This window comes from Cellulosimicrobium sp. So1_17, from assembly GCF_055181235.1.
The window spans coordinates 1,876,165-1,896,094 of record NZ_CM143702.1; the positions used below are offsets into that span (position 1 = coordinate 1,876,165).

The following is a 19,930-nucleotide window of genomic DNA, read 5'->3' on the forward strand; positions in this document are numbered from 1 at the left end:
CACACGAGGATAGCGTCCCCGTGTGTCGGTTTCGTCACTGCGTCATGGGGAGAAGTCCCCCGTCCGGTGATCGGGCACCGGTCGCGGCGGAGGTCTCAGGGAACACCGACGGGCACGACGGGGACATGTTCGCAGGTCATCGATGCCTACGGCAACGACCGTCGTGGACCGCCGACCGCCTCACCGGTCCAGGAGGACCGCCGGGATCTCACCCGCCGACGGAACGGCGACGAGGGCGTGGGCGACTCCTCCGTCGGTCAGGCAGCGCGGTCGGCGAGCGCCTCGGCGAAGGTCCGCAGCGCGTCGACCACAGGCCCGTCGGGGAGACCGTCGAGCTCTCCCGCCGCGTCACGGGCCCACCGCACGGCCAGCGCACGCGTCTCCGCGACGACCTCGTGGCGGCGCAGGGCGGCCACGGCGTCGGCGAGCGCGGCGTCGTCGGACAGGTCGGAGTCGAGGAGCTCGACGAGCGCGACGTCCGCCGCGTCGGCAGAGCCGTCCGCGACGCGCGCGCGCAGCAGCAGGACGGGCATCGTCGGGACCTTCTCGCGGAGATCCGTGCCGGGCGTCTTGCCCGACTCGTCGCCCGTCGACGCGAGGTCGAGCACGTCGTCGGCCAGCTGGAACGCGACCCCGAGGCGCTCCCCGTAGGCCGCGACGGTGTCGACGGTGCGCGCGTCGCACCCCGCGAACATCGAGCCGAGGCGGGCCGACGTGGACAGGAGCGACGCGGTCTTGTCTGCGAGCACCTGGAGGTAGTGCGCGACGGGGTCCTCGCCCTCGCCGGGGCCGACGGTCTCGTGGAGCTGGCCGAGGCACAGGCGCTCGAAGGTGCGCGCCTGGATGAGCACCGCCTCCGGTCCGAGCGCAGCGACCGTCGAGGCCGCGCGCGCGAAGAGCAGGTCACCGACCATGATCGCCACGGAGTTGCCGAAGACGGCGTGCGCCGCCGGCGCCCCGCGCCGCACGGCGGCGGAGTCCATGACGTCGTCGTGGTACAGCGACGCGAGGTGCGTGAGCTCGACGACGACGGCGGCCTCCACCACCTCGGACCGGTCCCCGTCGCCGAGCTCCGCCGCGAGCAGCGTGAGCAACGGTCGCAGCCGCTTCCCCCCGGCGTTGACGAGGTGGCGCGACGCCGTGTCGGCGAGCGGGTCGGCGTGCGCGACGGCGTCCCGCAGCCGGGTCTCCACACCCGCGAGCCGCTGCGTGAGCACTGCGGCGAGCTCGGGGTCGGAGATCGGGATGGCGGTGGTCGTCACGGGGGTCGTCCGTGCGGGCGGCCCGGGAGGAGCGGAGGTCACGGGACGAACTTAACCGCCTCTGCCGCCAGATCGAGAACCGGGGAGGGGAACACGCCCAGGACGAGCACGCCGAGCGCGCACACGGCGATCGCGACGGTGGTCGGTCCGTTCGACCGGACGACGGTCACGCCGACGCCGCCGTCGGCCTCCGCGGCCTCGTCGGCCGGGGGCGTGAAGAACATGAGGACGATGATCCGGACGTAGAAGAACACGGCGACCGCGGACGCGAGCACACCGACGACGGCGAGCACCCACGTCGATCCGCCGCCCTGCCCGTCGGGTCCGGCGACCGCCGCGCCGAACGCCGTGAACTTGGCGATGAACCCCGCGGTGAGCGGGATGCCGGCCATCGAGAGGAGGAACAGCGCGAACGCGCCCGCGAGCCACGGGCTGCGCCGCCCCAGGCCCGCCCACTGCGCGAGGTGCGTGGCCTCGCCGAGGACGGCGCCGGCGTCGGGCACCGAGGCGCGGGACGGGTTGTCGGGGACGCCCGCGGGCCCGTCGCCGCTGCCCGACGCCGCGTCGTCGCCGCTCGCGGTGAGCTCGCCCGCCGCTGCGCGCGTGCGTGCCCCGACGACGGCGGGGGCCGCGGTCGGCAGCGTGGCCGACGACGGTGCCTTCTCCCGCACGAGCGTGACGACGGCGAACGCGCCGACCGTCGCGAGACCGTAGACGAGGAGGTAGAACACGGTGGCGCGCAGCGAGAGCTGGGAGAAACCGACGACGCCGACGAGGATGAAGCCCGCGTGCGCGATCGACGAGTACGCGAGGAGTCGCTTGACATCGGTCTGCACGGCGCCGACGGCGGTGCCGATCACCATCGTCAGCAGGGCGACGACCCACAGCGCGACGAAGAGGTCCTGGCGCAGGTCGGGCGCGCCGTACTCCAGGCCGATCGCGACGGAGTAGAGCACGCGCAGGAGAGCGCCGAACGCGGCCGCCTTGGTGCACGCCGCCATGAAGCCGGTGATCGGGGTGGGGGCGCCCTGGTAGACGTCGGGCGTCCACGCGTGGAACGGCGCCGCGCCCACCTTGAAGAGCAGACCCGCGAGGATCAGCAGCATCCCGGTGAGCACGAGGCCGGGCATGTCCGCGACCGGGCTCTCGCCCGTGGCGAGGGCCCGCTGGATCTGCGCGAGGTCGACCGACCCCGCGTAGCCGTAGATCAGGGCGACGCCGAAGACGAACAGTGCCGACGCGAACGAGCCGAGGAGGAAGTACTTGAACGACGCCTCCTGCGACAGCAGCCGGCGTCGGCGTGCCATCGCGGAGAGGACGTACAGCGGCAGCGAGAGCACCTCGAGCGCGACGAACATCACGAGGAGGTTGCCCGTCGCGGGGAAGATCATCATGCCGCCGACGGCGAACAGGACGAGCGGGTAGACCTCGGTCTGCTCGAGGCCCTGGCGACGCGCCAGGTCCTCGTACGGCGAGCCGGGCACGGCCGCGGCGGTGGGAGCGAACGCGTCCTGCCCGGTCGACGTCCGGTCGGCGATGACGAGGATCGCCAGGAGGGCGAGCAGCACCACGGTGCCCTGGACCGCGAGGCCGAAGGGGTCGACCACCATGGACCCGCCGAGCACGCGCACGCCGTAGGTGCCGGTCGTGGGGTCGCCCTGCACCGCGGGGTCGCGCCACAGCACGACGATCGCGGCGAACGCCGCCGCCGTCGCGAGCAGCGCGAGCACGACCTGCGTCGTGCGGCGCACGCGCGCCGGGACGAACGCCTCGACGAGGACGCCGACCACGCCGGCGCCGAGCACCACGAGGATCGGGACGAGGTAGAGCCAGTCGACCGTGGGGGCCACGAAGGAGTCGCTCACGACTCGCTCCCTTCTGCGGTGGTGGGCACGGTGTCAGAGACGGAGGTGTCGACGACCCCGGCGACGTCGGCGGCTGCGGCAGGTGTCGGGTCGGGGGCGAACGGGTCGGTGCGCGGCGGGTCCTCGACCCCGGCGGGCGCGAGGTCGGACAGCGTGACCTCGGCCGGCTCGTCCACGAGGTCGAGCGCGGGCGCCGGGTAGAACCCGAGCACGAGGAGCAGCGCGATCAGGGGCGCGACGACCCACTTCTCGCGGCCTCCCAGGTCCGGGAGCTGATCGAGGCCCTCTCGCGTCCGGCCCGTGAACACCTTCTGGTACGTGAGCAGCACGTAGAGCGCGGCGAGGACGACGCCGAGCACCGCGACGAGCGCCGCCCACGGGCTCCGGGTGAACGTCCCCAGGAGCACCATGATCTCGCTGACGAACGTCGACAGACCGGGCAGCGAGAGCGCCGAGAGGCCCGCGACGAGGAACGTGCCCGCGAGGACGGGCACGACCTTCTGCAGCCCGCCGTAGTCCGTGAGCCGCTGCGAGCGCTCGGGGTGCCGCGCGACGAGGAACCCGGCGAGCAGGAACAGGGCACCCGTCGAGATGCCGTGGTTGACCATATACAGCGACGACCCCGCGACGCTCGTCGTCGTGAACGCGAAGATGCCGAGCACGATGAACCCGAAGTGGGACACCGACGTGTAGGCGATGAGCCGCATGACGTCGCTCTGCCCGATCGCCATGAGGGCGCCGTAGAGGATCGACACGACGGCGAGGACGATGACGACCGGCGCCGCCCACGCGCTCGCGCTCGGGAAGAGCGGGAGGCACAGGGTGAGCATCCCGAACGTGCCGACCTTGTCGAGCACGCCCACGAGCAGCGTCGACGTGCCCGCCGGGGCGTGCTGCGCGGCGTCGGGCAGCCACGTGTGCACCGGGAACAGCGGCGCCTTGATCGCGAACGCGAGGAAGAAGCCGAGGAACAGCAGGCGCTCCGTGGTGACCGGCATCGGGTTCGCGGCGAGGTGCTCGACGAGGTTCGCCGTGAGGAAGCCCTGCGGCCCGCCCGGACCGTGCAGGTAGAGCGCGATGACCGCCGCGAGCATGATCAGGCCGCCCGCGAGCGAGAAGAGCAGGAACTTCACCGCGGCGTACCGTCGCCGCGCACCGACGCCGAACCCGCCGATCATGAAGTAGACGGGGATGAGCATCGCCTCGAAGAGGACGTAGAAGAGGAACACGTCGCGTGCGACGAACACCGCGACCATGAACGCCTCGAGCAGCAGCACGAGCGCGAGGTAGTGGCGCAGGCGGCGCACGTCGCCCTCCTGCTCCTTCCACGCGGCCCCCACGACGAGGGGGACGAGCACGACGGCGAGCGCGACGAGCGCGAGCGCGACCCCGTCGGCGCCGACGGCGTAGCTCGCGCCGATCTGCGGGATCCAGGCGTAGGTCTCGGCGAGCTGGACCGTGCCGGAGGCCGCGGTGTCGAACGCGGTGAAGGCGCCGACGAGCAGCGCGACCTCGACGAGCGCGGCGCCGAGGGCGATGCCGCGGACGGCCCGCAGGGCGCCGGGGCCGACGCCGCGCGTGCGTGCCGCGGCGGTGAGCCACACCGCGGCCGCGCCGACGACGGGCCACGCGACGAGGAGGGTGAGCCAGGGGAAGCCGTTCATGTGAGTCTCCTCAGCTCGCGGTGCCGGTGGTGAGGGCGAGGACGACGGCGGCGATGACGACGAGGCCGCCGAGCATGGTCGCGCCGTACGAGCGCACGTACCCGTTCTGCCAGCCGCGCAGCCACTCGCCGACCTTGCCGACGAGGCCCGCGAGGCCGAGCCACCCGCCGTCGACCATCTCCTTGTCCGCGTACACGAGCGACCGGGTCAGGTACTGGCCGGGGCGCATGAACACGGTCTCGTTGACGTCGTCCTGGTAGAGGTCGCGACGGGCCGCCCGCGTCAGCGCCGTGCCGCGCGGGGCGCGGACCGGGACGAGGGAGACCACGTACTGGCGCCACGCGAGCGCGAGGCCGGCGAGGACGAGGAGCAGCGTGAGCGCGATGAGCGACCACACCGGCAGAACCGGCTCGTGGTGCTCGGCGTGCCCCGTCACCGGCTCGAGCCAGTCGACGAACCGCGAGCCGGCGGCGAGGAACCACCCGAGCCCGACCGACCCCACGGCGAGGACGATCATCGGCCACGTCATGAGCCGCGGGGACTCGTGCGGGTGCTGCACCGGACCGTCCTGCGACCCGAGGCCGTCGACGTCGCCGCGACCGTCGTTCCAGCGCCGACGTCCCAGGAACGTCATGAAGAACAGGCGCGACATGTAGAACGCGGTGATCCCCGCGCCGATCAGGGCCGCGCCGCCGAAGACCCAGGCCCGCCACGGGGCGCCGTCGACGGGCACGAACGCGGCCTCGATGATCTTGTCCTTGCTCCAGAAGCCCGAGAACGGCGGGATGCCGAGGATGGCGAGCCAGCCCATCATGAACGTGACCCACGTGACCTTCATGAACCGCGAGAGACCGCCGAACCGTCGCATGTCGACCTGGTCGCCCATGCCGTGCATGACCGAGCCGGCGCCGAGGAACATGCCCGCCTTGAAGAAGCCGTGGGTCACGAGGTGGAAGATCGCGAACGCGTAGCCGATCGGGCCGAGGCCGGCCGCGAGGATCATGTAGCCGATCTGCGACATCGTCGAGGCGGCGAGCGCCTTCTTGATGTCGTCCTTCGCGCAGCCGACGACCGCCCCGAAGATCAGCGTCACGGCGCCGACGATCACCACGACGAGCTGCGCGGTCGGCGCGCCCTCGAAGACCGGCGCGGACCGGACCACGAGGTAGACGCCCGCGGTGACCATCGTGGCGGCGTGGATGAGGGCCGAGACCGGCGTCGGGCCGGCCATCGCGTCGCCGAGCCACGCCTGCAGCGGGAACTGCGCCGACTTGCCGCACGCGGCGAGCAGGAGCGCGAGACCGGTCGCGGTGAGGAGCGCGGTCGACGCCTCCGGCGCCTGCTCGAACACCGTCGTGAAGTCGACCGCACCGAACGTCGCGAACATGAGCATGAGCGCGACGATGAGGCCGATGTCGCCCACGCGGTTCATGACGAACGCCTTCTTGGCGGCCACCGCGTAGTCGCGGCGGTGGTTCCAGAACCCGATGAGCAGGTACGACGCGAGGCCCACGCCCTCCCACCCGACGAACAGCAGCAGGTAGGAGTCGGCGAGGACGAGCACCAGCATCGCCGCGACGAACAGGTTGAGGTACGCGAAGAACCGGCGCCGGTCGACGTCGTGCTCCATGTACGCGACCGCGTAGACGTGGATGAGCGTGCCGACGAACGTCACGAGCAGCACGAACGTCATCGACAGCGGGTCGATGCGCAGGCCGGCCGCGACGTCGAGACCCCCGGCGGCGATCCAGTCGAAGAGCCGGTAGTCCACGACCCGCTCGTCCGCGGGCAGGGACAGCATCGACAGGAAGACCCACGCGCCGACGAGGAACGCCGCGCCGGACATGGCCACGCCGAACCACGCGCCCCACCTGTCGCTGCGGCGCCCGGCGAGGAGGAGGACCGCCGCGCCGAGCAGCGGCAGCACGACGAGCAGCGGCGCGGCGAGGAACGGGCCGGGGACGACCGTGCTCGCGGGCACGATCGTGGTCTCGAGGGGCAGGAGCATCGTCACTGGTGCCGACCTCTCAGCTCTTCAGCAGGTTGACGTCGTCGACCGAGGCGGACCGACGCGTGCGGAAGATGGACACGATGATCGCGAGGCCCACGACGACCTCGGCCGCCGCGACGACCATGACGAAGAACGCGAGCACCTGGCCCGTGACGTCGCCGTGGATGCGTGCGAAGGTCACGAGCGCGAGGTTCGTCGCGTTGAGCATGAGCTCGATGCCCATGAACACGATGATCGCGTTGCGCCGCAGGAGCACCGTCGTGGCGCCGATCGTGAACAGGATCGTCGCGAGCACGAGGTAGTTCGTGATCTCCATCAGGCCTCATCTCCGAGGGTGCGGGTCCGGCCCGGGTCGTCGGGTCCTGACACGTCGCCGGCGGGTGGTGCGTCCGCGGGCTCCGCCTGGACGCTCCGCTCGTTCGCGTCGCCCGCGCGCAGCGCGGGGAGCGCCCGCTGCGGCTCGTGCTCCACGAGCACCTCGCGCTCGGCGGCGAGGATCGTCCCCGCCGAGCGCTCCTGGCCGCGGATGCGCAGGATGCGCGAGACCGACTCCTCGATCGGGCGCCCGGCGGCGTCGAGCGCGGGCGTGTCCATCGCGTTGTTCTGCGCGTACACGCCCGGCGCGGCGAGCGGCGTGAGGCGACCGCCGGCGGGGAGCGCGGCGACCTTGGCGTCGGCCTGCTCGCGCTGGCCCACCTTCGCCACGAGCCGGCGGCGGTGCGTGAGCACGAGGGCCGAGACGGCGGCCGTGACCAGCAGGATGCCGACGACCTCCATCGCGAAGACGTAGTCGGCGAACAGGACGCGGGCCAGGGCCACGGGGTTCGTCGCCTCGTTGGCCGCCGCGAGCCCGACGGCGGGCGGGAACGTCGCCTGCGTGACGACGCCCACGAGCACGACGCCCAGCCCGAGCCCCAGGAGCACGCCGATCCAGCGCTGCCCCCTGATCGTCTCGACGAGCGAGTCGGAGGCGTCGACGCCCACGAGCATGAGCACGAAGAGGAACAGCATCATCACGGCGCCCGTGTAGACGACGACCTGCACGACCCCGAGGAACGACGCCTCCTGGGCGATGTAGAGGATCGCCAGGTCGACCATGACGAACATGACCGCGATCGCCGCGTGGACCGCCTTGCGCGCGAAGAGCAGCGAGAGGGCTGCCAGGACCATGAGGGGGGCGAGGACCCAGAAGAGGGCTGCCTCGCCCGCGCTCGCGGTCATCGGGCAGCCTTCCGGTGACGGTCGGCGTGCTCGACGCGGCGCACCTCGGGCGTCGGGCCGGGCGGCTCGGGCGGGAGCGTCGGGTCGTCCGGACGGTGCTCGCGCACCCACGCCACCTGCTCGGCCACCGGGCCGCTCACCTCCCCGCGGTAGTACTCCGTGTCGCTCGTGCCCGGGACCATCGGGTGCGGTGCGGCGAGCATCCCCTGCTCCAGCGGCGCGAGGAGGTCCTCCTTCTCCCAGATCATCCCCTCGCGCGTGGGGCCTGCGAGCTCGTACTCGTTCGTCATCGTCAGAGCGCGCGTGGGGCACGCCTCGATGCAGAGCCCGCAGAAGATGCAGCGCAGGTAGTTGATCTGGTAGACGCGGCCGTACCGCTCGCCCGGCGACATGTGCTCGCCCTCGGGCAGGTCCGCGTTGTCGGCACCCTCGACGTAGATCGCGTCGGCAGGGCACGCCCACGCGCACAGCTCGCAGCCGATGCACTTCTCCAGGCCGTCGGCGTAGCGGTTGAGCTGGTGCCGCCCGTGGTAGCGCGGCTTCGGCGCGTGCTTCTTCCGCGGGTACTGCTCGGTGACCGTCGGCCGGAACATCGACGAGAACGTCACGCCGAAGCCCGCGACGGGCGCGAGCGCCTCGCGCAGGCCGGAGGCCTGCGGCCTCAGGGGCCGGTACTCCCCCGGCGCTGCGGACTGCTGCTGGTCGTCAGCCACGGTCGACCTCCTTGTCGTGGGGCGTGCCGGTCCCGGACGCCGTGCCGGCGGGCGAGCGGGCGTCGTCGGGCGAGCGGGCGTCGTCGGGCACGAGGGCCCGACGCCGTGGGGACGGCGGGAGCGACTGGCCCGGCAGCGGCGGGACGGGGAAGCCGCCCGCGAAGGCGTCGAACGGCTCGGCGGGTCCGCGGGCGCCCGACGCCGCGGGCCGGCTCGTCCCGGCCGGTCCCGGTGGTGCCTTCTTCTCGGGCCAGAACCACGTGATCGCCACGACCACGAGCGCGAGACCCACCCCGACGCCGAGCACGACGCGCGTGTCGACCTCGCCGAACTGGCGCACGCCCTGGACGACGGACAGGAGGACGACCCAGCCGAGCGCGACGGGGATGAGCACCTTCCAGCCGAACGTCATGAACTGGTCGTAGCGCAGGCGCAGGAGCGTGCCGCGCACCCACACGAACACGAACATGAAGGCCCACATCTTCACGAGGAACCAGAGGATCGGCCACCAGCCCTCGTTGAACATGCCGTCGTTGATCGCCGACAGCGGCCACGGCGCGCGCCACCCGCCGAAGAACAGCGTCGTGGCGATCGCCGAGACGTTGATCATGTTGATGTACTCCGCGAGGAAGAACCACGCGAACTTCATCGACGAGTACTCGGTCATGTATCCCGACACGAGCTCGCCCTCGGCCTCGGGGAGGTCGAACGGCAGGCGGTTCGTCTCGCCGATCATCGAGATGACGTAGATGACGAACGCCGGCAGGAGCGGGAGGAACCACCACAGCGGGGTCTGGGAGTCGACGATCTGCGACGTCGACATCGACCCCGCCATGATGAACACCGACACGAGCGACAGGCCCATCGCGAGCTCGTAGCTGATGACCTGCGCCGTCGAGCGCACCGAGCCGAGCAGCGGGTACGTCGAGCCCGACGACCAGCCACCGAGCACGATCCCGTACACGCCGAGCGCGGCGCACGCGAGGATGTACAGCACCGCGACGGGGAAGTCGGTGAGCTGCGCGGGCGTCACGAAGTCCGTGAACGGCACGCGCACCTCGGGCCCGAACGGGATGACGGCGAACACGAGCAGCGAGCAGAACACCGAGATCATCGGCGCGAGCAGGTAGACGAACTTGTCCGCGGCCTTGACGGTGATGTCCTCCTTGAGCAGGAGCTTCATCGCGTCCGCGAGCGACTGCAGCAGGCCGAACGGGCCGTGCACGTTCGGGCCGGGCCGCACCTGCATGCGCGCGACGACCTTGCGCTCGAACCAGATCGCGAGCAGCACGCTCGTCAGCAGGAAGACGATGATGAGCACCGCCTTGACCAGGTACGTCCAGCCGTTGTCCTGCGAGAAGTCGGCCGCGATGCCGGGTGTCTCGAACCTCATGCCCGCTCCCCTCCCTCGGTACGACGTGTCGTGCCAGGGGTCGCTGCGGTGGTGGACTGCCCTGGCACGTCGGCGGGCGCGAGCGTCACGACGTCGCCCGGCACGGCGCCGAGCGTCGCGTGCACCTGCGACCCCGCGGACCGCAGCGGGACCCACACGACGTGGTCGACCATGTCCGTCACGACGACCGGCAGCGTGATCGCCCCGCGGTCGGTGCCGACCCGGACGAGCTCGCCGTCGAACACGTCGACGGCCGCGGCGGTCGTCGCGGACATCCGGGCGACGGGCCGCTTCGCGGTCCCGGCGAGGTAGCGCTCGCCGTCCTGGCCGCGCCCGTCGTCGAGCAGCAGCCGCCAGCTCGCGAGCACCGCGGTGCTGGGCGCGACGGCGGGCGGCTCGGCCGCGGGGACGTCCGGGGCGGCGACCCGCTCGCCGTCCCAGGCGGCGAGCCGGCCGAGCTCGGCGCGCGCCGCGTCTGCCGTCGCAAGACCGAGGTGGACGCCCGCGGCGTCGGCGAGGGCGTCGAGCACGCGGTGGTCCGTCATCGCGGTCGACGCGAGCGCCGCGGGGAACGGCCGCAGCCGGCCCTCCCAGCTCCAGAACGACCCGGACCGCTCGACGGGCGGCGCGACCGGCAGGACCACGTCGGCCAGCTCCGTGACGGCCGAGCGGCGCACCTCGAGGCTCACGACGACGTCGGCCGCCTCGAGCGCACGGCGCGCGTGCGCAGGGTCGGGCAGGTCGGCGAGCTCGAGCCCGCCGACGAGCACGCCCGAGAGCTGTCCGACCGACAGCGCGTCGAGCATCTCGGTGACGTCGCGGCCGGGCGCGGCGGGCAGGTCCGCGGCGTCGACGCCCCAGAGGGACGCGACGTCCGCCCGGGCGCCCGCGTCGGCGACAGGCCGTGCGCCGGGCAGGAGGTTCGGAAGCGTGCCGACCTCGACGCCGCCGCGCTCGCCCGCACGGCGCGGCACCCAGGCGAGCCGGGCCCCCGTCGCGGCGGCGGCCCGCAGGACGGCGCTGTAGCCGCCGGGGGTCGCGGCGAGACGCTCCCCCACGAGGATCACGGCCCCGGGCGTGCGCAGCGCGTCGCTCGCCTCGGCGAGCGCGTCCTCCGTGCCGGCCGCCTCGTCGAGCGTGCGGACCCGGTCACCCGCGGCGAGGCCGTCGAGCCACTCGGCCTCCGTGCCCGGCGCGGCCGGGAGCAGCGTGCCGTGCATGCGCTCGAGGCCCCGCGACGCGTAGGGCGCGAGCGAGAACACGCGGACGCCGTGCTGGACCGCGCCCTTGCGCAGTCGCAGGAACGTGACGCCGGCCTCCTCCTCGGCCTCGAGGCCGACGAGGAGGACCGCGGGGGCCTTCTCCAGCTCGGTGAAGGTCACGCCGATCCCGTGACCGGCGACCGCGTGCGCGAGGAAGTCGGCCTCCTCGGCGCTGTGCGCGCGGGCGCGGTGGTCGACGTCGTTCGTCCGGAGCAGCACGCGGGCGAGCTTCGCGTACCCGTACGCGTCCTCGACCGTGAGGCGGCCACCGGGCAGGACCCCGACGCCACCCGCGTCGCGCGCCGCCACGAGGGCCTGTGCCGCGAGCTCGAGCGCCTCGGCCCACGACGCCGGCCGCAGCTCGCCGCGCGTCACGGTTCCGTCGGGCGCGACCTCGCGGTCGCGCACGAGCGGGTGCGTCAGACGGTCGGGCGCGGACTGCCACGTGAACGCGAAGCGGTCCTTGTCGGTGATCCACTCCTCGTTGACCAGCGGGTCGTCGCCCGCGAGGCGTCGCAGCACGACGCCGCGGCGGTGGTCCACGCGGATCGCGCTGCCGCACGCGTCGTGCTCGCCGACCGACGGGGTCGAGACCAGGTCGAACGGGCGCGAGCGGAACCGGTACGCGGAACCCGTGAGCGCGCCGACCGGGCAGATCTGCACGGTGTTGCCCGAGAAGTACGACGCGAACGGCTGGCCCGACTCGTCCTCGAGCGCGAGCCCGACCGGACGGTCCCCCGGCGTCTCGCCCGCGGGCGGCGCGAAGTCCAGGACCGCCTCGTCGAACCGGCCGATCTGCTGCGCGGCCCCGCGCTTCTGCAGGTCGATGAACGCGTCGCCCGCGATCTCCTTCGAGAAGCGCGTGCACCGCTGGCACAGGACGCAGCGCTCGCGGTCGAGCAGGATCGTCGTCGACACCGAGATCGGCTTGGGGAACGTGCGCTTGACGTCCACGAACCGGCTCGTCGCGCGCCCGTTGCTCATCGCCTGGTTCTGCAGGGGGCACTCGCCGCCCTTGTCGCACACCGGGCAGTCGAGCGGGTGGTTGATGAGCAGCATCTCCATGATCCCGTGCTGCGCCTTGTCGGCGACGGGGCTCGTGCGCTGCGTCTTCACCACCATGCCCGGCGTGACCTCGAGCGTGCACGACGCCTGCGGCTTCGGCATGGGCCGCAGGTTGCCCTCGCGGTCCGGCGTCGCGACCTCGACGAGGCACTGGCGGCATGCGCCGGCCGGGGCCAGCAGCGGGTGGTCGCAGAACCGCGGGATCTGGATGCCGATCTGCTCCGCCGCGCGGATGACGAGCGTGCCCTTCGGCACGGCCATCTCGATGTCGTCGATCGTGAACGACACCTGGTCCGCGGGCGGCGCCGGCGGCGCGGGCCGCGCCGGCTGTGACGGCACCGCCGGCTGGGCGTTTCCGGCGCCGGAGGTCGCCGGGGTGGTCGTCGTCATCAGTGCACTCCTGCCGTCAGGGCGCGCGCGGCGGCCGGTCGGGGCGTGTAGTCGAAGAGCGCGGCGGCGGACGGGTCGAACGGGCACGCGTGGCCCGTGATGTGCGCCTCGTACTCGTCGCGGAAGAGCTCGATGCTGCTCGTCACGGGCGACGTCGCGCCGTCGCCCAGGGCGCAGAACGCCCGGCCGAGGATGTTGTCGCACGTGTCGAGCAGCAGGTCGAGGTCACCCGGTGTGCCCTGGCCCGCCTCGATGCGGGCCAGCACCTGCTTCATCCAGTACGTCCCCTCGCGGCAGGGCGTGCACTTGCCGCACGACTCGTGCGCGTAGAAGTCCGTCCACCGGCTCACCGCCCGCACGACGCACGTCGTCTCGTCGAAGAGCTGCAGCGCGCGCGTCCCGAGCATGGAACCCGCCTTCGCGACCGACTCGTAGTCGAGCGGGGTGTCGAGGTGCGCGTCCGTGAAGAGCGGCGTCGAGGACCCGCCCGGCGTCCAGAACTTCAGCGCCTTGCCGCCGCGGATCCCGCCGGCCATGTCGAGCAGCTCGCGCAGCGTGATGCCCAGCGGCGCCTCGTACTGGCCCGGCCGCGTCACGTGGCCCGACAGCGAGAACAGCCCGCACCCCGCCGAGCGCTCCGTGCCCATCGACGTGAACCAGTCCGCGCCGCGCGCCACGATCGACGGCACGCTCGCGATGGACTCCACGTTGTTCACGACGGTCGGGCGCGCGTACAGGCCCGCGACCGCCGGGAACGGCGGCTTGAGCCGCGGCTGCCCGCGCAGGCCCTCGAGCGAGTCGAGCAGCGCCGTCTCCTCGCCGCAGATGTACGCGCCCGCACCCGCGTGGACCGTGACGTCGAGGTCGAAGCCCGACCCGAGGACGTCCTTGCCGAGGAACCCGGCCTCGTACGCCTCCTCGACCGCGCGCAGCAGACGCCGGTACACGTGCAGCACCTCGCCGCGCACGTAGATGAACGCGTGGTCGCAGCCGATCGCGTACGACGTGATCGCCACGCCCTCCACGAGCGCCTGCGGGCTCGCCATCATGAGCGGGATGTCCTTGCACGTCCCCGGCTCCGACTCGTCGGCGTTGACGACGAGGTAGCGCGGACCGCCGTCGGGCGCGGGCAGGAAGCCCCACTTCATGCCCGTCGGGAACCCCGCTCCCCCGCGTCCCCGCAGGCCGGAGGCCTTGACGGTCTCGACGATCGCGGCGGGTTCCTGCGCCAGCGCCGCCCGCAGGCCGTCGTAGCCGCCGCGGTCGGTGTACGACGCCAGCGTCCACGACCGGTCCGCGTCCCACGTGTCCGACAGGACCGGGGTCAGCGGGTCGGTCGTCGGCCGCCGTGCGCCGCTCTGCTCCTGGCTCATGCGTCCGTTCCCTTCGACGCGTCGGGCTTCGCCTCGGGCGTGCCGGGCTTTCCGCCCGGGTCGACGTCGGCGTCGGTCGTCGGTTCGCGCTCGGCGCTGGACTGCTCCTCGCCTGCGGCCGGCTCACCGTCGGCCGGGGTGGCGGTGTCGCCTTCGGCGGGCACGGGGGCGCCGGTGCTCGGGCTACCATCCGCGCCGCTCGTCCCTCGCGTCGCTCCCGCCAGGCCCGCCACGCCCTTCGCATCCGGCGCCCCCGTGCCCGCCTTCGCGCCCGTCTCGCCGCTCGTCGCCTCACCGTCCGGAGTGGCGTCCGGGTCGGGGGCGGTCCAGCCGTTCTCGCGGGCCAGGCGCAGGCCCACGAGGGTGGGCTCGCCGGCGCCGACGCCCTCGTCGGCGCGGCCGTCGGAGAAGCCCGCGAGGACGCGGCTCATCTGCTTGAAGGAGCAGACGCTCGCCGCGCCGCGGGTCGGGGCGACCTGCTCGCCCGCGCGGAGGCGGTCGACGATGTCCGTCGCGGTCTGCGGGGTCTGGTTGTCGAAGAACTCCCAGTTGACCATCATCACCGGCGCGTAGTCGCAGGCGGCGTTGCACTCGACGCGCTCGAGGGTGATCGCACCGTCGTCGGTCGTCTCGTCGTGGCCGACGCCGAGGTGCTCGGAGAGCTCGTCGAAGATCGCGTCGCCGCCCATGATCGCGCAGAGCGTGTTGGTGCAGACGCCCACCGTGTAGGTGCCGTTGGGGTGGCGCTTGTACTGGGTGTAGAACGTCGCGACGGCGGAGACCTCGGCGGCCGTGAGGTCGAGCTGCTCGGCGCAGAACAGGATCCCGTCGCGCGAGACGTAGCCGTCCTCGGCCTGCACGAGGTGCAGCATCGGCAGGAGCGCCGAGCGTGCCTGCGGGTAGCGCGCGACGATCTGCGCGGCGTCGGACGCGAGGCGCGCGTGCGTCTCGGAGTCGTAGCCCGGGCGCGAGCGGCGACCGCCCGCGGGCGACCCGTTCGTGGCGGGTCCAGCGTCGATCGTCATCGGTCCACCCCTCCCAGCACCGGGTCCAGGGACGCGACGGCGACGACGACGTCGGCGACCTGGCCGCCCTCGCACATCGCGGCCACGGCCTGGAGGTTGTTGAACGACGGGTCGCGGAAGTGCGCGCGGTAGGGGCGCGTCCCGCCGTCGGACACGAGGTGCACGCCGAGCTCTCCGCGCGGGTGCTCCACGGTCTGCCACGCCTGGCCCACCGGGACCCGGAAGCCCTCCGTGACCAGCTTGAAGTGGTGGATCAGGGCCTCCATCGAGGTGCCCATGATCTCCTTGATGTGCTCGAGCGAGTTGCCCTGGCCGTCGGACCCGATCGCGAGCTGCGCCGGCCACGCGATCTTGCGGTCGCCGACCATCACGGGCTGACCCGCCGTCGCCTCCAGGCGCTCGAGGCACTGCTCGACGATGCGCAGCGACTGGTAGCACTCCTCGATCCGCAGCACGACGCGGTCGTAGCAGTCCGCGCCCTGCGACGTCGGGACGTCGAAGTCGTACGTCTCGTAGCCGCAGTAGGGGTCTGTCTTGCGCACGTCGTACGGCAGGCCCGTCGACCGCAGGACCGGGCCCGTGATGCCGAGGGCCATGCAGCCGGCGAGGTTGAGGTGCCCGACGCCGACGAGACGGCCCTTGAAGATCGGGTTCGCGAGCATGAGGTCGCCGAGCTGGCCGAGGTAGCGCCGGATCAGGGGCTCCGCCTCGCGGACCTGGTCCACGATGTCGGTCGGGACGTCCTGGGCGACGCCGCCGGGGCGCACGTACGCGTGGTTCATGCGCAGGCCCGTGATCGCCTCGAAGATCTTGAGGATCTCCTCGCGCGCCGTGAAGCCGACGGTCATGACCGTCGTGGCGCCCATCTCGTTGCCGCCGGTCCCGAGGCACACGAGGTGCGACGCGATGCGGTTGAGCTCCATGACGAGCACGCGGATCACGCTGGCCCGCTCGGGCACGTCGTCCGTGATGCCGAGGAGCTTCTCGACCGCGAGGCAGTACGCCGTCTCCTGGAAGAACGGCGCGAGGTAGTCCATGCGCGTGCAGAACGTGACGCCCTGCGTCCACGTCCGGTACTCCATGTTCTTCTCGATGCCCGTGTGCAGGTAGCCGATGCCGCAGCGCGCCTCGGTGACGGTCTCGCCGTCGATCTCGAGCATCAGGCGCAGCACGCCGTGCGTCGACGGGTGCTGCGGGCCCATGTTGACGACGATGCGCTCCTCGCCGAGCGCCGCCGCGGCGACCGCGCTCTCCGCGATCTCCGCCCAGTCGCCGCCCGACGCCTCGAAGCTCGGGACGCCCTGCTCGAAGTCGCCCACGGGCGGGCGCGTGGAGTGCGGGGCGGACTGCGACGCCCCGGTGGTGTGCGTGCTCACGAGTACGACCTCCTCGTGTCCGGCGGGGGGACGGTCGCGCCCTTGTACTCGACCGGGATCCCGCCGAGCGGGTAGTCCTTGCGCTGGGGGTGGCCGGGCCAGTCGTCGGGCATCTCGATGCGCGCGAGCGCCGGGTGCCCGTCGAAGACGATGCCGAAGAAGTCCCACGTCTCGCGCTCGTGCCAGTCGTTCGTCGGGTACACCGACGTGGTCGACGGGACGTGCGGGTCGGCGTCGGGCACGGCGACCTCCAGGCGGAGGCGTCGGCCGTGCGTGACCGACGTCAGGTGGTAGACCGCGTGGAGCTCGCGGCCGACGTCGTGCGGGAAGTGCACGCCGCTCACGCCGAGGCTCAGCTCGAACCGCAGGTCCTGGTCGTCGCGCAGCGCACGGCACACCTCCACGAGGTGGTCGCGGTGCACGTGGAGCGTCAGCTCGCCGTGCCGTCCCGGCGGGTCGACGCTCACGTACTCGACCGCGTCGTTGATCGACGTGCCGCCCTCGGCGAGGACTTGCGCGAGGACGTCCACGGCGTCGTCGAACCAGCCGCCGTACGGCCGCGGGGTCGCGCCCGGCATCGCGACGGGCTGCACGAGACCGCCGTAGCCGGACGTGTCGCCGGAGCCCTGCGCGCCGAACATGCCCGACCGCACCTCGACCACGTCGAGCGTGCGCGGCGCCTCGGCACCGGTGACGAGCTCGCCCGAGCGCGGCCCCTGGACCTCCTCGGGCTGCGGGACGGGCTTGGCGCCGTCTGCGGGCCCGGCGCTCACCGGAGCAGACCCTTCATCTGGAAGGTCGGCGTCGCCTCGAGCGCGGCCGCCTCCGCGGCGCGCGCCGCCTCCTTGCGGTTCGCGCCCAGGGGCTCGTCGCCGATCTGCTCGTGCAGCGCGAGGATCGCGTTGATGAGCATCTCGGGCCGCGGCGGGCACCCCGGGAGATAGATGTCGACCGGGACGACGTGGTCGACGCCCTGCACGATCGCGTAGTTGTTGAACATCCCGCCGCTCGACGCGCACACGCCCATCGACAGGACCCACTTGGGCTCGCTCATCTGGTCGTAGACCTGGCGCACGACGGGCGCCATCTTCTGGCTCACGCGGCCGGCGACGATCATGAGGTCCGCCTGGCGCGGTGACGCTCGGAAGACCTCCATGCCGAAGCGCGACAGGTCGAAGCGCGAGGCGCCCGCGGCCATCATCTCGATCGCGCAGCACGCGAGCCCGAACGTCACGGGCCACAGCGAGGCCTTGCGGAAGTACCCGGCGAGGTCCTCGATGGTCGTGAGCAAGAAGCCTGAAGGAGCTTCCTCGATCCCCATGGTTGTTCTCCTAGCCCATCGTCGGTCGCGCGTGCGGCTCGTGCCGCGGACAGGTGCAGATGATCGGTGTCAGTCCCACTCGAGGCCCCCGCGACGCCACTCGTAGACGAACGGGACGGTGATGAGCGCGAGGAACGCGAGCATCGCGACGAGGCCGAACGTCGCGAGCGTCGCGAAGTCGACGGCCCACGGGTAGAGGAAGACGACCTCGATGTCGAAGACGATGAAGGTCATCGCGACGAGGTAGTACTTGATCGGGAAGCGCCCGCCGCCGACGGCGTGGGGCGTGGGCTCGATGCCGCACTCGTACGCGTCCACCTTGGCGCGGTTGTAACGCTTCGGACCGATCACGGCGCTCGCGCCGACGCCGCCGAGGGCGAGCACTGCGGCCACGCCCATGAGGACGAGGAGCGGCACGTACGGGTTGGTCATCGTCGACTCCTCGCGTGGTGGCTCGTGGTCCCCGGACGACGCCGTCCGGGGTGGAGGTCAGGTGGTGGTGCGAGCGCCGGCGCCTCTGCCGGATCGTCTGACGGCCCACCTCGTGGTCTCATGACGATGGCACCACCCTCGTCAGCCCCGCGATGACGCGGTCGACCCAGTCGCCGCCGCGGGGCTCGTAGCAGTCGGACAGCAGCTTGAGGACGAACCGCATGACGACCGGGCGCGGCAGCCCGTAGCGCGTGCAGATCCGCATGATCTCAGGGTGCTCGATGAGCCTCACGAAGTACCGGCCGAGCGTGTAGTAGCCGCCGAGCTCGCGGCGCATGACCTTCGGGTACGTCTGGAGCGCGCGCTCGCGCCCCGCGTCGGTGGCCCGTGCCCGGGACTGCGCCACGACGTCCGCCGCCGTGCGCGCGGCCTGCATCGCGTAGGCGATGCCCTCGCCGTTGAACGGGCTCACCATGCCGCCCGAGTCGCCGACGAGCAGCACGCCGCGCGTGTACAGCGGCGTGCGGTTGAACCCCATGGGGAGCGCCGCGCCGCGCACCGGGCCGATCTGGTTCTCCTCGGTGAGCTCCCACTCGGCGGGCGCGTTGCGCATCCACGTGGCGAACAGGTCCTTGTAGTCGACGTTCGCCGCGGACTGCTTCGCCGGCGACGAGCTCACCGACCCGAGACCGACGTTCGCGGTGCCGTCGCCGAGCGCGAAGATCCACCCGTAGCCGGGCAGCAGCGCGGACTCGTTCGGCGCGCCCTCCCAGAGCTCGAGGTGGGACTCCATCCACGCGTCGACATGACGGGGCGTGCGGAAGTACGTGCGGACGGCGACGCCGATGGGCCGGTCCTCGCGACGGCTCAGGCCGAGCGCGAGCGCGAACCGCGACGAGACGCCGTCGGCGGCGATGACGACGGGCGCGCGGTACGTGACCTCGTCACCCGCGCGGCGGCCCTTGTCGTCCACGGGACGGGCCGTGACACCGACGACGCGGCCGGTGCGCTCGTTCAGCAGCGGACCGGTCACCGCCGTGCGCTCGAGGAGCTTGGCGCCGGTGCGCTGCGCGTGCTCGGCGAGCGTGCGGTCGAACGAGTGCCGTGCGCGGGCCATGCCGTAGCTCGGGTAGGACGCGAGGTCGGGCCACGCGAGCTCCCACGACCTGCCGCTCGCGACGACGCGCAGGCCCTCGTTGCGGATCCAGCCGTCCTCGGCGCGCGTCGGGACGCCCATGCGTACCAGCTCGGCCACGGCGCGCGGGGTGAGGCCGTCGCCGCAGATCTTGTCGCGCGGGAACGCGGACTTCTCCAGCAGCAGGACGTTCAGGCCCGTGGCGGCGCAGTAGTGGGCCGCCGTCGAGCCGGCGGGACCCGCGCCCACGACGATGACGTCGGCGTCGTCGCGTCCTGCGCCCACGTCCTCACCTCTTCGCCGCTCGTCGGACCACCGGTGCTCGCGCACCTCACCGTCACCCGTCGTCAGGCACGGTGCACCCACAGCCCTTGTGAAGTCGGTCACAATGGACACCGTCACTCTAGTCACTGGTTCCGCGC

The 19,930-nt window shown here is 72.5% G+C and carries 16 protein-coding genes; all 16 read right to left on the bottom strand.

Features of this window, described 5'->3' with window-relative positions; all coding sequences use genetic code 11:
- Positions 1 to 257: 257 nt before the first annotated feature.
- Positions 258 to 1,262: a polyprenyl synthetase family protein gene (locus tag ACZCLJ_RS08345; RefSeq protein ID WP_251153485.1), complete on the bottom strand. Its 1,005-nt coding sequence runs from the start codon at positions 1,260 to 1,262 to the stop codon at positions 258 to 260.
- Between the two features lie 38 nt (positions 1,263 to 1,300).
- Entirely contained in the window at positions 1,301 to 3,127 is a 1,827-nt protein-coding gene (gene nuoN / locus ACZCLJ_RS08350) for an NADH-quinone oxidoreductase subunit NuoN (protein WP_463106097.1), read from the bottom strand.
- Entirely contained in the window at positions 3,124 to 4,791 is a 1,668-nt protein-coding gene (locus tag ACZCLJ_RS08355) for an NADH-quinone oxidoreductase subunit M (RefSeq protein ID WP_463106098.1), read from the bottom strand. The genes nuoN and ACZCLJ_RS08355 overlap by 4 nt, the downstream gene beginning before the upstream one ends.
- Before the next feature lie 10 nt (positions 4,792 to 4,801).
- Positions 4,802 to 6,799, bottom strand: a complete 1,998-nt coding sequence (gene nuoL / locus ACZCLJ_RS08360) for an NADH-quinone oxidoreductase subunit L (protein WP_463106380.1) — start codon at positions 6,797 to 6,799, stop codon at positions 4,802 to 4,804.
- 19 nt (positions 6,800 to 6,818) lie between these two features.
- On the bottom strand, positions 6,819 to 7,118 hold the full coding sequence (gene nuoK, locus ACZCLJ_RS08365; RefSeq protein ID WP_251153482.1) for an NADH-quinone oxidoreductase subunit NuoK: 300 nt from the start codon (positions 7,116 to 7,118) through the stop codon (positions 6,819 to 6,821).
- A complete protein-coding gene (locus tag ACZCLJ_RS08370; RefSeq protein ID WP_251153481.1) occupies positions 7,118 to 8,023 on the bottom strand; it encodes an NADH-quinone oxidoreductase subunit J in 906 nt (301 codons plus the stop codon). Before ACZCLJ_RS08370 ends, nuoK begins: the two co-directional genes overlap by 1 nt.
- On the bottom strand, positions 8,020 to 8,736 hold the full coding sequence (nuoI, locus tag ACZCLJ_RS08375) for an NADH-quinone oxidoreductase subunit NuoI (RefSeq protein ID WP_463106099.1): 717 nt from the start codon (positions 8,734 to 8,736) through the stop codon (positions 8,020 to 8,022). The genes ACZCLJ_RS08370 and nuoI overlap by 4 nt, the downstream gene beginning before the upstream one ends.
- Positions 8,729 to 10,129 (bottom strand): NADH-quinone oxidoreductase subunit NuoH, encoded by a 1,401-nt coding sequence (gene nuoH, locus ACZCLJ_RS08380; RefSeq protein ID WP_463106100.1) that lies wholly within the window; start codon positions 10,127 to 10,129, stop codon positions 8,729 to 8,731. Before nuoH ends, nuoI begins: the two co-directional genes overlap by 8 nt.
- Positions 10,126 to 12,846 (bottom strand): NADH-quinone oxidoreductase subunit G, encoded by a 2,721-nt coding sequence (locus ACZCLJ_RS08385; protein WP_463106101.1) that lies wholly within the window; start codon positions 12,844 to 12,846, stop codon positions 10,126 to 10,128. Before ACZCLJ_RS08385 ends, nuoH begins: the two co-directional genes overlap by 4 nt.
- The gene (gene nuoF / locus ACZCLJ_RS08390; protein ID WP_463106102.1) at positions 12,846 to 14,219 is read right to left on the bottom strand and encodes an NADH-quinone oxidoreductase subunit NuoF; all 1,374 of its coding nucleotides are present in this window, start codon (positions 14,217 to 14,219) and stop codon (positions 12,846 to 12,848) included. The genes ACZCLJ_RS08385 and nuoF overlap by 1 nt, the downstream gene beginning before the upstream one ends.
- Positions 14,216 to 15,244 (bottom strand): NADH-quinone oxidoreductase subunit NuoE, encoded by a 1,029-nt coding sequence (gene nuoE, locus ACZCLJ_RS08395; protein WP_463106103.1) that lies wholly within the window; start codon positions 15,242 to 15,244, stop codon positions 14,216 to 14,218. The genes nuoF and nuoE overlap by 4 nt, the downstream gene beginning before the upstream one ends.
- Positions 15,241 to 16,563 (bottom strand): NADH-quinone oxidoreductase subunit D, encoded by a 1,323-nt coding sequence (locus tag ACZCLJ_RS08400; protein ID WP_251153595.1) that lies wholly within the window; start codon positions 16,561 to 16,563, stop codon positions 15,241 to 15,243. The genes nuoE and ACZCLJ_RS08400 overlap by 4 nt, the downstream gene beginning before the upstream one ends.
- A 53-nt stretch (positions 16,564 to 16,616) precedes the next feature.
- The gene (locus ACZCLJ_RS08405) at positions 16,617 to 17,393 is read right to left on the bottom strand and encodes an NADH-quinone oxidoreductase subunit C (protein WP_463106104.1); all 777 of its coding nucleotides are present in this window, start codon (positions 17,391 to 17,393) and stop codon (positions 16,617 to 16,619) included.
- Complete coding sequence (locus ACZCLJ_RS08410; RefSeq protein ID WP_251153475.1) at positions 17,390 to 17,941, bottom strand: NuoB/complex I 20 kDa subunit family protein; 552 nt, start codon at positions 17,939 to 17,941, stop codon at positions 17,390 to 17,392. Before ACZCLJ_RS08410 ends, ACZCLJ_RS08405 begins: the two co-directional genes overlap by 4 nt.
- A 69-nt stretch (positions 17,942 to 18,010) precedes the next feature.
- Positions 18,011 to 18,373, bottom strand: a complete 363-nt coding sequence (locus ACZCLJ_RS08415) for an NADH-quinone oxidoreductase subunit A (RefSeq protein ID WP_251153474.1) — start codon at positions 18,371 to 18,373, stop codon at positions 18,011 to 18,013.
- 118 nt (positions 18,374 to 18,491) lie between these two features.
- Positions 18,492 to 19,793, bottom strand: a complete 1,302-nt coding sequence (locus tag ACZCLJ_RS08420; protein ID WP_463106105.1) for a geranylgeranyl reductase family protein — start codon at positions 19,791 to 19,793, stop codon at positions 18,492 to 18,494.
- Positions 19,794 to 19,930 lie beyond the last annotated feature (137 nt).